Source organism: Bifidobacterium sp. ESL0825, from assembly GCF_052606465.1.
This window is the reverse complement of record NZ_CP199589.1, coordinates 545,154-559,148: the sequence shown is the minus strand read 5'-3', so window position 1 is coordinate 559,148 and position 13,995 is coordinate 545,154. Positions and strand designations below refer to the sequence as shown.

At 64.9% G+C, this 13,995-nt stretch carries 13 protein-coding genes; 9 read left to right on the top strand and 4 right to left on the bottom strand.

The window, feature by feature from the left end:
• Positions 1-20 precede the first annotated feature (20 nt).
• From pyrB to ACUIAG_RS02445, 8 genes are all read left to right on the top strand, one after another.
• Positions 21-1,028 carry an aspartate carbamoyltransferase gene (gene pyrB, locus ACUIAG_RS02480; protein WP_024627990.1) on the top strand — a complete coding sequence of 336 codons (1,008 nt, stop codon included), beginning with the start codon at positions 21-23 and terminating at the stop codon, positions 1,026-1,028.
• Positions 1,025-1,438 (top strand): aspartate carbamoyltransferase regulatory subunit, encoded by a 414-nt coding sequence (locus tag ACUIAG_RS02475; RefSeq protein WP_445340053.1) that lies wholly within the window; start codon positions 1,025-1,027, stop codon positions 1,436-1,438. The genes pyrB and ACUIAG_RS02475 overlap by 4 nt, the downstream gene beginning before the upstream one ends.
• A 1-nt stretch (position 1,439) precedes the next feature.
• Positions 1,440-2,864 (top strand): dihydroorotase, encoded by a 1,425-nt coding sequence (locus ACUIAG_RS02470; protein ID WP_445340052.1) that lies wholly within the window; start codon positions 1,440-1,442, stop codon positions 2,862-2,864.
• 2 nt (positions 2,865-2,866) lie between these two features.
• Complete coding sequence (pyrF, locus tag ACUIAG_RS02465; RefSeq protein ID WP_445340051.1) at positions 2,867-3,928, top strand: orotidine-5'-phosphate decarboxylase; 1,062 nt, start codon at positions 2,867-2,869, stop codon at positions 3,926-3,928.
• On the top strand, positions 3,925-4,770 hold the full coding sequence (locus tag ACUIAG_RS02460) for a dihydroorotate dehydrogenase electron transfer subunit (RefSeq protein ID WP_445340050.1): 846 nt from the start codon (positions 3,925-3,927) through the stop codon (positions 4,768-4,770). Before pyrF ends, ACUIAG_RS02460 begins: the two co-directional genes overlap by 4 nt.
• On the top strand, positions 4,767-5,714 hold the full coding sequence (locus ACUIAG_RS02455) for a dihydroorotate dehydrogenase (RefSeq protein WP_445340049.1): 948 nt from the start codon (positions 4,767-4,769) through the stop codon (positions 5,712-5,714). The genes ACUIAG_RS02460 and ACUIAG_RS02455 overlap by 4 nt, the downstream gene beginning before the upstream one ends.
• Entirely contained in the window at positions 5,711-6,460 is a 750-nt protein-coding gene (gene pyrE / locus ACUIAG_RS02450; protein ID WP_313839087.1) for an orotate phosphoribosyltransferase, read from the top strand. Before ACUIAG_RS02455 ends, pyrE begins: the two co-directional genes overlap by 4 nt.
• Positions 6,461-6,586: 126 nt before the next feature.
• A complete protein-coding gene (locus ACUIAG_RS02445; protein WP_445340048.1) occupies positions 6,587-7,705 on the top strand; it encodes a DsbA family protein in 1,119 nt (372 codons plus the stop codon).
• 85 nt (positions 7,706-7,790) lie between these two features.
• Here the strand turns inward: ACUIAG_RS02445 and ACUIAG_RS02440 are convergent, their stop codons facing one another.
• Genes ACUIAG_RS02440 through ACUIAG_RS02430 form a run of 3 tightly spaced genes read right to left on the bottom strand, consistent with a single transcriptional unit; the run spans position 7,791 to position 11,472 of the window.
• A complete protein-coding gene (locus ACUIAG_RS02440; RefSeq protein WP_313841957.1) occupies positions 7,791-8,729 on the bottom strand; it encodes a LysR family transcriptional regulator in 939 nt (312 codons plus the stop codon).
• A gap of 24 nt (positions 8,730-8,753) precedes the next feature.
• Positions 8,754-9,536 carry a 2,3-bisphosphoglycerate-dependent phosphoglycerate mutase gene (locus tag ACUIAG_RS02435; RefSeq protein WP_445340047.1) on the bottom strand — a complete coding sequence of 261 codons (783 nt, stop codon included), beginning with the start codon at positions 9,534-9,536 and terminating at the stop codon, positions 8,754-8,756.
• Positions 9,537-9,564: 28 nt separating this feature from the next.
• On the bottom strand, positions 9,565-11,472 hold the full coding sequence (locus ACUIAG_RS02430) for a bifunctional ADP-dependent NAD(P)H-hydrate dehydratase/NAD(P)H-hydrate epimerase (protein ID WP_445340046.1): 1,908 nt from the start codon (positions 11,470-11,472) through the stop codon (positions 9,565-9,567).
• A gap of 136 nt (positions 11,473-11,608) precedes the next feature.
• Between ACUIAG_RS02430 and ACUIAG_RS02425 the strand changes: the two genes are divergently transcribed.
• Positions 11,609-12,298 carry an MgtC/SapB family protein gene (locus ACUIAG_RS02425; RefSeq protein ID WP_024628070.1) on the top strand — a complete coding sequence of 230 codons (690 nt, stop codon included), beginning with the start codon at positions 11,609-11,611 and terminating at the stop codon, positions 12,296-12,298.
• A 21-nt stretch (positions 12,299-12,319) separates the two neighbouring features.
• On the opposite strand, the gene ACUIAG_RS02420 is transcribed toward ACUIAG_RS02425, so the two are convergent.
• Entirely contained in the window at positions 12,320-13,921 is a 1,602-nt protein-coding gene (locus ACUIAG_RS02420) for an ABC-F family ATP-binding cassette domain-containing protein (protein WP_045924443.1), read from the bottom strand.
• Between the last annotated feature and the right edge of the window lie 74 nt (positions 13,922-13,995).

Below are 13,995 nucleotides of genomic sequence, written 5' to 3'. Positions count from 1 at the left end.
ACCTTGAGGAAGGTGAGCCGTTGTCCCAACAAGTTGATCACGCATCCAACACCTCTTCCGCCGTCGTTCCGCTTCGTGGGCGAAGTGTGGTAACCCTCGACGACATTCCCATGACCCAGATCCTGGACCTGCTGGATCGGGCGGCCTACATCGACACCCATCGCCGTCAGGTGGCCCATACCTGCGACGGCCGTGTCCTGGCCACGCTCTTCTATGAACCCAGCACCCGCACCCGGCTCAGTTTCGAGACGGCCATGCTCCGTCTGGGCGGCCAGGTCATCGGATTCGCCGGCGCCCAGCTGGCCAGCGTCTCCAAGGGGGAGTCCATCAGCGACACCCTGAAGACGGTCTCCAACTACGCCGACATCGTGGCCATCCGCCACCCCAAGGAGGGTGCCGCACTGGTGGCCTCCCAGGCAGCCACGGTCCCGGTCATCAACGCCGGAGACGGCGGACACATGCACCCGACCCAGACCCTGACCGACCTGGCCACCATCCGCGCGCGCAAGGGCCGGCTGAACCACCTGACCATCGGCCTGTGCGGGGACCTGACCTTCGGCCGCACCGTCCATTCCCTGATCACCACCCTATGCCGCCTGGGCCACGTGGACTTCGTCCTGATCAGCCCCGACGAGCTGCGCACCCCCGAGTACGTTCTGGAACGAATCCGTTCCTCGGCCGACTGCACCTACCGTGAGACCGGGGACCTGAATGGGGTCATCGGCGACCTGGACGTGCTCTACATGACCCGTGTCCAGCAGGAGCGCTTCTTCAACGAGGACGACTACCTGCGTCTGCGCGACACCTACATTCTGAATGCCGACAAGCTTCGGTCCGCCCGTCCCGACATGGCCATCCTCCACCCGCTGCCCAGGGTCAATGAGATCGCCGTGGAGGTGGACGATGATCCGCGGGCGGCCTACTTCCAGCAGGTCCGCAACGGCATGCTGGTCAGAATGGCCCTGGAGAGCGCCCTGCTGGGCGACGAACTGCCCGGTTACCGCAAGCAGAAGGAGGTGGCCGCATGAAGGTCACCAGCATTGTTGATGGCATCATTATCGACCACGTTCGTGCGGGCACAGCCCTGAAGGTCTTGCACTATCTGCGCGTGGATCCGTCGCAGACCCGGCTGGCCCTGATCATGAATACGGACAGCCGCAAGTACGGGTCCAAGGACATCATCAAGATCGAGCAGACCGGGGATCTGGACCTGACCGCCCTGGGGTTCATCGCCCCGGAGGCCACCGTCGACGTGGTACGGCAGGGCAGGATCGTCAGCAAGCATCAGCCTGACCGCCCCAACCATCTGGTCAACGTCATCACCTGTGTCAACCCGCGTTGCGTCACCACGGTGGAGACCGGCGTGGACCAGCGCTTCCACCTGGACGCTGCCGGGGTCTACCGCTGCGACTACTGCGACGAGAAGGCTGAAGACTGACATGCGGCTGCTGGGGTTGACCGATTGGCGCAGCGGCAGGGCGATCGATCTGGTGCTTCCCCAGGCAGTCGAAAGCGAGCTGATTGACGAGACCGATGCCATGTCGGCAGGGGTGGATCAGATAGATGCCTCAGGGCTGGTGCTGGCTCCGGCCCTGGTCGATCCCCACGTTCACCTGCGCGACCCTGGGCAGACCGACAAGGAGGACATGGTCACCGGCACAGCTGCCGCAGCGGCCGGAGGCTACGGGCTCGTACTGCTCATGCCCAACACCCGGCCTTCCATGGATGGACACGCCAGGATGGCCGACGGGCGCACGGTCATCGACTATCTGGAATCCTATGAGCGGGACCACGGGCTGCGCCTGCCGGCGGACTACGCCCTCTGTGTGGCGGCCACCATGGACCGGGCAGGCCGTCAGGCCTCAAACCCAGACGACTGGTCGGGTCACCTGCCCGGCCACGGCTGGGCCCATCCCGTAGTCGCCATCAGTGACGACGGCTCGGCCGTCACCGACCAGACCCTGGAGGCTGTGGCCGCCAACGCCCGGGAATTCGACCTGCCCATCCTGGACCACTGCGAACATCACGAGCACGGTCAGGTCAATCTTGGCGCTGTCAGCCGTCAACTGGGGCTGGAGGGGATTCCCGCCTCAACCGAGACCGCCATCATCCATCGCGACATCGCCCTGGCGGAGCGCACCGGCACCAGGGTGCATCTGCAACATGTCAGCACTGCCGGGGGATTCGAAGCCGTCCGAAGGGCCAAGGCCCGTGGGCTGCCGGTCACCTGCGAGACCGCGCCCCACTATCTGGCCCTCTGCGACGAGGATCTGCTGCGTTGCGGCAGCATGGCCAAGATGAACCCTCCGCTGCGCTCCCGCGCTGACCAGCAGGCTGCGCTTGAGGCCGTGGCCGACGGCACTGTCGACATGATTGCCACCGACCATGCCCCCCACACCGCTGCCGAGAAGGCGCTGGGGCTCAAGGACGCCCCCAACGGCATCATCGGCCTGGAAACTGCCTACGCGGTCTGCAACCAGGTTCTGGTCACAAGCGGACTCATCAGCCATGACCGCCTGATCGAGCTCATGTCCCTGGCGCCGGCCGAGCTCATGGGCATGCGGCGACTCCTGCCCGAAGACCTGTCCTCGCGCAAGGCCAACAAGGTCAATCAAGCCGACACCGGTCACCTTCTGTTGGAAGTCGATCAGCACAGCGAGGCCGACCAGCCACCCGTCGACCTGGTCATCTTGGACCCCGAGACCAAGTGGAAGGTTGATCCCAGCCGCTTCCACTCCAAGGCGAGGAACACCCCCTTTGCCGGGGCGGAGCTGACCGGACGGGTCATGGCCACCATCAAGGAGGGGCGTCTGGTCTTCTCCCGCCTGCCTGCAAGCCGTGTCATCACCAGGGAAAGGAACTGAGCATGGACCGACTGACCGCGCTCATCCAGGACAAGCAGAATCCGACCGTGGTCGGCCTGGATCCGCGACCGGAACTGCTGCCCAGCCAGCTGATCGAGCAGGCCAGGCAGCGCGCCGCCGGGAGCATGGCCCGGATCGGCCTGGACCCCAAGGATCCGCAGCAGGCCCAGGGCGAGCAGGCTCAGGCGGTCTGGGCGGACCACCTGGCCCGGGCCTATCTGCGCTTCAACCTGGCCATCCTGGAAGGCGTGGCCGACCTGGTACCTGCAGTCAAACCCCAGATCGCCATGTACGAGGCCCTAGGAGCCTGGGGCATCAGGGCCTACACCGGCACCTGCCGGGCCGCAGCCGATCGAGGCCTCTACGTCATCGGGGACGTCAAGCGCGGGGACATCGGCTCCACGGCCGAGGCCTACGCCGCCCACCTGGATGGGCTTCCCCTGCCCTTCGCCCCGGAGCAGGCTGTGGATGGCCCGGACCGAACAGGCGGGAGGTTCCCCTGGTATGAGGATGCCCTGACCATCAACGTCTACCTGGGCTCCGACGGGGTGGAACCCTTCCTGCAAGCGGCCGAGCACATCCAGGGCGACCTCTTCGCCCTGGTGCGCACCTCCAACCCCTCGGGCAGCCAGATCCAGGAGCTGGGCCTGGATACGGACTCAGGCGGCGGCACCATCTATCAGCGCCTGGGCGAATTGGTCGAATCCTGGGGGCGGCCCTCTATAGGCAAATCGGGCTATTCCCGGCTTGGAGCCGTGGTCGGCGCTACCCACCCCGAGGACGGGGCCCTTCTGCGTCAGGCCATGCCCCACACCTTCTTCCTGGTCCCCGGCTACGGAGCCCAGGGCGGTTCGGCGGCCGACGTGGCGCCCATGTTCGACCGGTCCGGCGGCGGCGCTGTGGTCAATTCCTCTCGGGGAATCATCGCAGCCTGGCGAAAGGATCCGGACTACAGCTCGCAGCTCAGCGTTCAGGCGGTCCTGTGCATGGTCACACGCGATGCCCGCCAAGCCGCGCAGGCTATGAAGGACGATCTCAATCAGGCGATCAAGGAGGCCCGATGAAACCCAACCTCTTCATATCCACCAGCCGGGTGGAGGAGCAGGCCCAACAGGCAGGCCGGATGCCCGGACGCCGCACGGCCCAGGTCACCGGCATGGAGCCGTTGGACCGGCGGGTCTGGCGGATGACCATCTGCGACCCCTACCTGGCAGCCCATGCTCCTGCAGGAGCCTTCATCAACCTCTACTCGGCCGACCGCATGACCATGATGCCCAGGCCCTTCGGCATCAGCCGGGTCCTGGAGGGCGAGCAGATCGAGATCATCTTCGCCGTCGTGGGCCAGGGGACCTATGAGTTCTCCCGGTTGCAGCCAGGCATGGCTGTGGACCTGCTGGGGCCCCTGGGCCATGGCTTCGACCTGGAGAAGCCGGCTGACTATCTGCTGGTGGGCGGCGGCCTGGGCGTCCCCCCGCTGATCCGCGCAGCCCAGTGCCTTCAAGGCCGGTCCGGTGTGCGCACCACCGCCCTGCTGGGCTACCGTGACCATCGGTTCGCCGATGCCATCATGGGCCCGCTGACCGATCGATTGGAATCCATCGACAATGCCTCCGGGGATGTCATAACCCTCTTGGACCGGGTGCGCGGCGACATCGATCCCGAGCGGACCATCATTCTGACCTGCGGACCCCTGCCCATGATGCGGGCCGTGGCCGCCTGGGCCCGCCAGACCGGCCTGCCCGCCCAATGCTGCATGGAGTCCCGGATGGGTTGCGGCTATGGCACCTGCGTGGCCTGCACGGTCGACACCGTGGACGGCAGGCTCAAGGTCTGCAAGGACGGCCCGGTCTTTGCCGCCGACCGTCTGATCTGGGATGCAGGCGAGGACAAGAAGGAGGCACGATGAGCGGGCTGACAATCATGGACCCTCTGGAGCCGCACGCCTGGCGGCATGGCACTGTTGTGGCCGGCACGCCCTGGAAGAATCCGGTGGGCACGGCCTCGGGCACCTTCAACCTGGATGCATGCGGCGACTATTACGACGTCTCCCAAATGGGCGCCATCTCCACCAAGGGGGTTTCGCCGGTGCCCTGGGAAGGCAACCCCACGCCCAGGACAGCCGAGAGCCCCGCCGGCATGGTCAACTCCGTCGGCCTGCAGAACCCGGGCGTGGACCATTACCTGGCGGACGAGCTGCCCAGGCTCAAGGCCCTGGGAGCCAACGTGGTCACCAATGTGGCCGGCCACAGCGACGAGGACTATGCCACAGTCGTGGAACGGCTGGCCGACTCCCCGGCTGACATGCTGGAGATCAACGTCTCCTGCCCCAACGTCTCACACGGGGGAATGTCCGTAGGCACCGACGCCAAGGCCCTGAACCGGCTGATCACCAGGCTGCGGGGTCTGACCGACAAGCCCATGGTGGTCAAGCTGACCCCCAACGTCACCGATATCGTGGAGGTGGCCCGGGCGGCCGTCGATGGGGGAGCGGATGCCCTCAGCCTGATCAACACCCTGGTGGGCATGCGCATCGACATCAACACAGGCAGGCCCATCCTGGCCCAGGGCACCGGCGGCGTCTCCGGCCCCTGCATCCTGCCCATAGCTCTGTCCTTCGTCTGGCGGGTGCGCCAGGCACTGCCCGAGGTTCCCATCATCGGCATCGGGGGCATCGACTCGGGACGCACGGCCTTGGAATTCCTCTATGCCGGAGCCAACGCCGTGGAGGTTGGGGCTGCGGCCCTGGTGGATCCTGTGGCGCCCATGAGAGTGGCCCGGGAGCTGGACGATCTGTTGGACGAGCGGCCCAAGCTGGCCGATTTGCTCAAGAAAGGGGAGTGCTGGCGATGAGCGCATCCGCAGCAGAAAACAGGGCCGAACATGACGGTGATACGCAGGAGCAGACTCGCCGCATCCAGGAGGGCTTCACCAGCTTCCTGCTGCAGAGCGGAGCGCTCAAGTTCGGTGATTTCACCCTGAAGTCGGGGCGGCGCTCGCCCTACTTCATCAACGCCGGGGCCTTCAACGACGGACGGCTGATCGCCCTGCTGGGAGAGTTCTACGCCCGGACCATTGTGCAGGCTGTGCAGCAGGGGACCCTGCCCGCCGACATCGATACGGTATTCGGTCCGGCCTACAAGGGGATCCCCCTGGCCGTCTCCACCGCCATCGCACTGAGCGGGGCGCACGGCATGCCGGTCGGCTACACCTTTGACCGCAAGGAGGTCAAGGACCATGGCGACGGAGGGCTCATGGTCGGCACCCAGTTAAGGGATGGCATGAGGGTGCTGCTGGTGGATGATGTCATGACCGCCGGGACCGCGGTCCGCCAGGTGGTGCCCAAGATCATGTCCCAGGCCAAGGTGACCATCGTCGGCCTGGTGCTCTCCGTGGACCGGATGGAGCGCACCGGACAGGGCCAAGGCTCGGCTGTCGAATCCATCATGGACGAATTCCACTTCCCGGTCATCAGCATCGTCAACGTCCGCCAGATCTTCGACGCGGCCGCCTCCATGAAAGGCCCGGACGGGTCGCCCATTCTGGATCAGCGCACGGCCGATGCCGCCAGGGACTATCTGGAGCGCTACGGGGCCTGAGCAAGTGACCAGCTCATATCGGCGCACATTCTCCGGACGGTCATCCCGGCGGCCGACCCTCGTGTAGATTGGTAAAAGTCCGGCGGGCAGGCCGACGGATCATCATCGCAAGGAAGGCCATGGATCATGACAAAACCTCTGGAGCAGAACGGTCATGAGGAACCGGACCGGACTACGGCCGATGCGGTGAATGCGACCAAGCCTACCGTTTCGGCCACTTCAGCTGATGCAGCAAAACCTGCGGATACTGCAGAACCTGCTGAAGGGCGAATTGCCACTGAGGAGAAACCCGTAGAGACAGGTCAGCCTCAGGAGAGCGGCTCTGAAGAAAGTGCACCTGTACAGAGCTCGCGGAGGGTTCCGTTGATACTGGTGGCGGTAGCTCTTGTGCTGGTACTTGCGGCAGGCATATACATGCTGTGGGCTGATCATGCAACAGGCAACCAGTCAGCCCAAAAGCCCTCATCAGGAGCGTCGACCGCGCAAGTCAGCCATGGCCCCAGCGGGGATGCCAAGGCCTACAAGGCCCTGCAGGAGGTCACCGTCAAGCCATCGGTGGCCGACGACCAGGGAGGGCTGACCGTTTCATCCAAGGGGGTCGGCAACAAGAAGAAGGTTGCTGATGCACCTACTCTTGAGATCTTCATGGACCCCATGTGCCCATGGTGCGGCAAGGTGGGCCGGGTCATCGATCCCCAGCTGCAGCGCATGATCAGCGCCGGCCAAATCAACGTCACCTACAACTTTCTGAACTTCCTGGATTCGGCCTCCAGCGACCAGTATTCCAGCCGCGTGGACAACGCCCTGGCCATGGTGGCCCAGGAGGATCCGGATCATCTGCCGGCCTTCGCTGCCGCCGTCTTTGCAGCAGACTTCCAACCCAATGAAAGCTCCTATCAGGCGGTCTCCGATGCACGTCTGGCCGACAAGGCCGTGGGCGTGGGCGTGCCCAGGGCTTTGGCAGACCGTTTCGCCCAGGGAACCTACAGGCCATGGGTGGACAAGGTCAATGCCTATGCCATCACCCGCAAGGATGCCAAGGACGCCAAAGGGGAGTTCTCGACCCCCACCATCATGATCAACGGCAGGGTCTGGGATCTGACCGCAGCGGCCAAGAGCCAAGGCGGATTGGAACATCTGGATCGAGCCCTGCTCAAGGCCCTGGGGCTCAAATCGCAGGATGTGGGCCATCAGGGGAAGATGCCCTCCATCGGAGCACAGGGAAAAGCGCTGGCAGTAAAGTGAACGGCGATTAGTGACCAGCGGCGAAGTTCACTCGTCACCGCTACAGGAGGAACTGTTATCTGTTGGACTGTCGCTTGCCTGGCTCTTACTTGTCTGACTCCTGTTCGATCAGCGAGTATCCGTGGTTGGACACCACCTGGCGCAGCTTGTCCAAGTAGAGTTCGGCGGCATGGGACAGCTTGGTCCGGCTGTTGACGATCCAGCCCACCAGCATGGATTCGTCCGACTCCAGGGGGACACTGACGATCTTCTCGTTGTTGAGGTCCTCGTTGTCGATGCCGGTGCAGACCGTGTAGGCGTTGAGCCCGACGATGAAGTTGAGCATGGTGGCCCGGTCACTCACGGTGATCTGCTTGGGGGAGTAATCGGGCCAGACCGCCTCCTCGGCGAAGTAGAAGGAGCCCTCTTCGCCCTGCTCGTACTGCAGGAAGGGGTAGGGCTCCAGGTCCTTCATGGTCACCATGGCCCGATCGGCCAGGGGGTTGGTTCGTGCGATGAATACATGCAGGTCCGCCCGGAAGAGGGGGTGGAAGTCCAGGTGCTTCTCCCGGAGCATCTTGGACAGCACCCGCTTGTTGAAGTCGGACTCGTAGATGATGCCGATTTCGGACTGGAGGGTGGCCACCTGGTCGATGATGTCCCTGGTGCGCGTCTCCCGTATGGTGAATTCGTACTCGTCGGAATCGATGGAGTTGATCATCTCCACGAAGGCTTCCACTGCGAACATGTAGTGCTGGGTGGAGACCCGGCAGAGCTGCTTGCGGGGCCTGACCTGCTTATAGCGGGCCTCCAGCAGGTCGGTCTGGTCCAGAATCTGGCGGGCGTAGGTCAGGAATTCCGCCCCGTCCACGGTCAGAGCGATCCCCTGGGAGTGGCGGGTGAAGATTTCGATGCCCAGCTCGTTCTCCAGCTCCTTGACCGATGAGCTCAGTGCCGGCTGGGAGATGTAGAGCTCGTGCGAGGCCTCATTCATCGAGCCGCATTCGACGATCTTGACGATGTAGCGCAGTTGGAGCAGTGTCATACAAGCCAATCTATACCTAAGGCCCTATCGGCCCAGGGCCGCGGTTTCAGCCATACCCTGGTCGGCGGCCTCCTGATCCAGATAGCGACCCGGACCCTGGACCTGGGGGTTGCCGTCTTCGTCGTTCACGAAGCTGTAGACCATGGGCACGCCAGTGGGCACGTTGATGGATCTGATGTCCTTGTCGTCAACCTCTTCAAGGACCTTGATCAGGCTGCGGACCACGGACCCGTGGGTGACGACGAGCACAGTCCGGCCCTGGGCCAGGTTCGGGGCTATCCGGCTGCGCCAATAGGGTTGCAGGCGGAGCAGCAGGTCCTTGAGGCACTCGGCACGGATCTCGGCCGGATTCCGGCTGTCCAGCCTGTCGCGCATGGCCGGGGCATAGCGCGGATCCCGTCCCTGAAAGTATGGCGAATCGGTTGCGATGGCAGGCGGCCGAACATCGTAGGAACGCCGGTAGATGTCGAATTGCTGCTGGCCGTAGCGTTCCAGCATGGCCGGTCGCGTCTGTCCCTGGAAGGCGCCATAGTGTCTCTCGTTCAGCCTCCAGGTGCGCTCCACCGGAATCCAGGCCCGATCAACCAGATCCAACACCGTGTTTGCGGTGACGATGCTGCGGGTCAGCAGGGAGGTGAAGACCAGGTCGGGCAGCAGGCCTGACTCCTTGAGCAGCCGTCCGGCATGGCGGGCCTGATCCAGTCCCCGTTCCGTCAGGGGCACGTCCACCCAACCGGCGAAACGGTTGACCGACTTCTGAGTCCAGACGCTTTCCCCATGACGCATGACGATGAGCTGCGCGGTCATCGAATAGACTCCTTTGCTGAGGACGTGTTTAGAACCAAAGCGAGCTGTTCTCGAAGAACTGAGAGGCATCGTCCCCATCCTGGGCGGATTGGTCGTTCTGGTCGGCAGTTCCCTCGGCTCTTGACATGACCAGCCCTATGGCCCTGGGCAGGGCATCGGCCACCTGCCCGGCGCGAATAGGTTGTCCCATGGGTCCTGCAACAGTCCCGTGACCATCCCGCAGGCTGTCCTCGGCTACCAGATCGGCGAAATCCTGGGGCTTGCGGGGGTCGAAGATCAGCGGCTGCTCCCAGCCGGTCTGCCTGCCGCCGCTGGCCAAAGAACCGGCAAGCCCATGCAGGAAAGCCGCAGCAGCCGTCAGATCCACCATCAATGTTGCATCATCCTGGATCGGTCCGGCGTTCTGGGCCAGCAGCGCTCCGATGGTGCCGGAGAGCACGTCCCCTGATCCGGCCGTGGACAGCCAGGCCGGCCCGAAGCCGGTGGTCATGACCCGGGGGCGGTCGGTGCCGTCCTCGCCGACCACCAATGTGATGGCGCCCTTGAGCAAAATGGTGGCCCCGGTCAACTGGCAGGCGCGGACAGCCCAGTGCAGGGGTTCCGACATGACCTGGTCCCCGTCCACGTTCTCGCCATGCGAGTTGAGCAGGGCGGCCATCTCGCCCGCATGCGGGGTCAGGACGGTGCGCGGCCCCAGCCGGTCCGGCAGCAGGTCCAGGGCTCCGGCATCGGCGACCACCGGCGGATCGGCCGCTGCCTCGTCCTCGTCCAGATCGGCGGCCTGCCGGCTGAGTATGTCGGCAATCAGATCCCGCTGATCGTCCTGGCCTTCAGGTCCAGCGGCCTCCAGGGCCTGCCGGGTGGGCACACCCGAACCCAGCACCCAGGACTCGACCCTTCCACGGCCCAGGACCGTTTCGGGCAGCTCCTGCAGGATCAGGTTGCCCACCTGCTCGGGGCCGCAATAACGGATCATGCCCACATTGCCGCTGGCCGCCGCCCTGCTGGAGAGCAGCCCCGCGCCATGGTAAAGGGCGGATCCCGTGACCAGGCCGACCACGCCTCTGGTGTACTTGGTGTCATCCACCCGGGGCGCCCGCAGAAGTCCGGCGCAGTCCTCGGCGTTCATGCAGGAGACGCTGGGGACCAGGGCCGAGGTGTCGAAGCCGAAGTCCACCAGGACGACCCTTCCGCAGGCGTAGGCGGCCGGAGGCAGCATCAGGCAGGGCTTCATGGCTCCCATGGTCACGGTCACATCCGCCGGTATGTAGGCCCCGGGCAGGGTGCCTTCATCAATGTCCACGCCGGAGGGAGTATCCACGGCCAGCACCAGGGGCCTGTCTTGACCGGCGGGGTCGTGCCAGGCTGGTCTATCGGGCAGGCCGCCCTCCATGCCCAGTTCCGCGGCCAGAGCGGCGGGGATGCCGCGCAGCGCCCCCTTGAGGCCGATGCCCGTCATGGCATCGATGATCAGATCCGCCTGTCGGCACAGCTCCAGGGCCTGGTCCAGTTCTTCGGAGGCCTGGTCCGGGCCGGCCGGTGCCTCGCAGCCGGGGATGGCTGCCTGGGGATCCAGGGCCGTGACCACTCCGCCGGCGCGCAGGAGGGCATCCAATCCGCCCTGGTGCAGGCTCCGCCCGGTCGCCACCACCGTCACGTCGGCTCCGTGTCTGGCCAGATCGGCCGAGGCATAGAGACCGTCGCCGCCATTGTTGCCGGCCCCTGCCAGCAGGACGACCCTGGCTCCTGCCGGCTCCAGCCCGGCCTGGGTCAGCATGACGTCGGCCACGGAGGCCAGGGATCCGGCGGCGATACGCATCAGGGGCACCCCGTCATCCAAAAACGGCTGCTCCAAGGATCGGATCATGTCGGCGGTATAGGCGCTGGTGGCCAGAGTCCGGCGGGCTTCGCGGCGTTCATCTGGTGACGGCTTCATGGCATCACACCCCTCATTCAAAAGGTCCACGTGCGGCGGCGGCACGGCCGGCCACGTGCTGGCTCCACTCTATCCGATGGCCTTGTCCTGCAAGCGTTATAAGGTCTGCCTATTTACGAGGGCAGGAAGGAAATCCATGCAGGGATTCGCAATGCCGAATCAAGGGCAGATTATGGCGGTGGTCCTGACGGTGGTGCTCTGTGGCCTGATCGGCTTCGAGCGCGAGTTCCTCAAACACGACGCTGGCATCCGCACCCATATTCTGGTGGGCCTGGGCAGCTGCCTGTTCACCATGGTCTCCCTTTACGGCATCCAGGCCGCTGTGGGCAACTACTCCTGGGATGCCTCGCGAATCGCGGCCGGCGTGGCCTCGGGCATCGGCTTCATCGGGGCCGGGGTCATCTTCTTCAACCACGACTCGGTCAAGGGCTTGACCACAGCCAGCGCCATCTGGGTGGCCGCCGCCGTGGGCATGGCCTGCGGGGTCCAGCTCTTCGCCATCGCCATCCTGGCGGTCGTCTTCTACTTTCTGGCCGTCCTGGTCATCGCACCCATCCTCAAGTGGTTCCTGCGCAACCGTCAGAACACGGTCCTGCGCATCGTATATCAGGATGGCCACGGCTGTCTGCGCGAATCCCTGCTCCTGGCCACCCGCATGGGCTTCGAATCCCGGGTGCTGACCATCCACGAGCTGCACCGGGATGCCTGGAAGGGCGCCGATGTCACCGTCAACCTGCTGGGCAAGGGGGATGTGACCGAGCTGGTGGAATCCATTGGTCAGACCCCAGGGGTCAAGGGCGTGGAGGTCCTAGGAGGGGACGACTGACCCGCTCGCTATTGCGGCTGCCTACTCTTCGGCCACTAGATCCAGGTAGTCGTCGCTCCAGAGGTCCTCATCACCGTCGGGCATGAGCAGCACCCGCTCAGGGTTAAGCGCCTTGACGGCCCCCTCGTCGTGGGTGACCAGCACGATGGCCCCCTCGTATTTGGCGATGGCCTTGAGTATCTCCTCGCGTGAAGCGGGGTCCAGGTTGTTGGTGGGCTCGTCCAGCAGAAGGACGTTGGCCCGGCTGGTCACCAGGGTGGCCAAGGCCAGGCGGGTCTTCTCGCCGCCCGAAAGCACCTTGGTGGGCTTCATGGCGTCGTCCCCTGAGAAGAGGAAGGAGCCCAGGATGGTCCGCGCCTGGGTGTTGTCCAGGTCAGGGGCCACATGCTGCAGGTTCTCCAGAACGGTGACATCGTTATCCAGGGTGTCGTGCTCCTGGGCGAAGTAACCGATCTTGGCCCCATGCCCCAGGGTCACCTTGCCCGTGTCGGGCTGTTCGATGCCGGCCAGCAGGCGCAGGGTGGTGGTCTTGCCAGCGCCGTTGTACCCCAGGATGACCACCCGGGAGCCCTTGTCGATGGCCAGGTTGATGCCGGCGAAGACGATGTTGGAGCCGTAGGCCTTGGACAGGTCCTCGGCCATGATGGGCGTGCGGCCGCAGGGAGCAGGATCCGGGAAGCGCAGGTCCGCCACCTTCTCGGCCTTCTCCGCCTCCTGGGTGTCCGCCAGCAGGCGCTGGGCACGACGCATCATATTCTGGGCAGCCACGGCCTTGGTGGCCTTGGCGTGCAGGCGAATGCCCTGCCGCATCAACCGGTCGGCCTTCTTCTCGGCCACCTCCCGTTCGCGGCGTCGGCGCTCCTCGTCCACCACCCGCTGGCGCAGGTAGGCCTTCCATCCCATGGTGTACATGTCGATGCAGGAACGCTGGGCATCCAGGTGCCAGATGCGGTTGACGGTCTCGTCCAGCAGCTCGGTGGAGTGGGAGATGATCAGGAAGCCGCCCTCGAACCGGCGCAGGTAGCCCTTGAGCCATTCGATGGAGTCGGCATCCAAATGGTTGGTGGGCTCGTCCAGAATCAGGGTGTCGGCGTCGGAGAAGAGAATCCTGGCCAGCTCGACCCGTCGGCGCTGACCGCCGGAGAGGGTGCCCAGTGCCTGCTGCAGGGTCTCCTGGCTCAGCCCCAGGCTCTCGCCCATGACGATGGCCTGCGACTGGGCCGCATAGCCGCCGGCGTTCTCGAAGTCCTGCTGGGCCTTGTCGTAGCGCTTCATGGCCTTTTCCATGACCTTGGGGTCGGGACTGGTCATATCGGTCTCGGCCTTGCGCATCCGTTGGATGATGGATGCGATGTCCCTGGCGCTCATGACCCGGTCCAGGGCGCTCTGCTCGGAGTCGCCCGCATGGGTGGACTGGGGCAGGTATCCCAGCTGTCCGGTCACCCGCACCTTGCCGGCCGAGGGGAGCATATCGCCGGTGATGACCCGGGTCAGCGTGGTCTTGCCGGCGCCGTTGCGGCCCACCAGGCCGATCCGGTCGCCCTTGGTCACGTGGAAGTCGGTGGCTTGCAGGAGTAGTCGGGCACCTATCCGGATCTCAAGTCCCTGCGCCTCAATAGCCATGCCGCCTCCGACCCCGCTTTCCTTATGGATTCAAATCTTGCAAGGAATCATGGTAGCAAGAAGCAAGCCCCGCC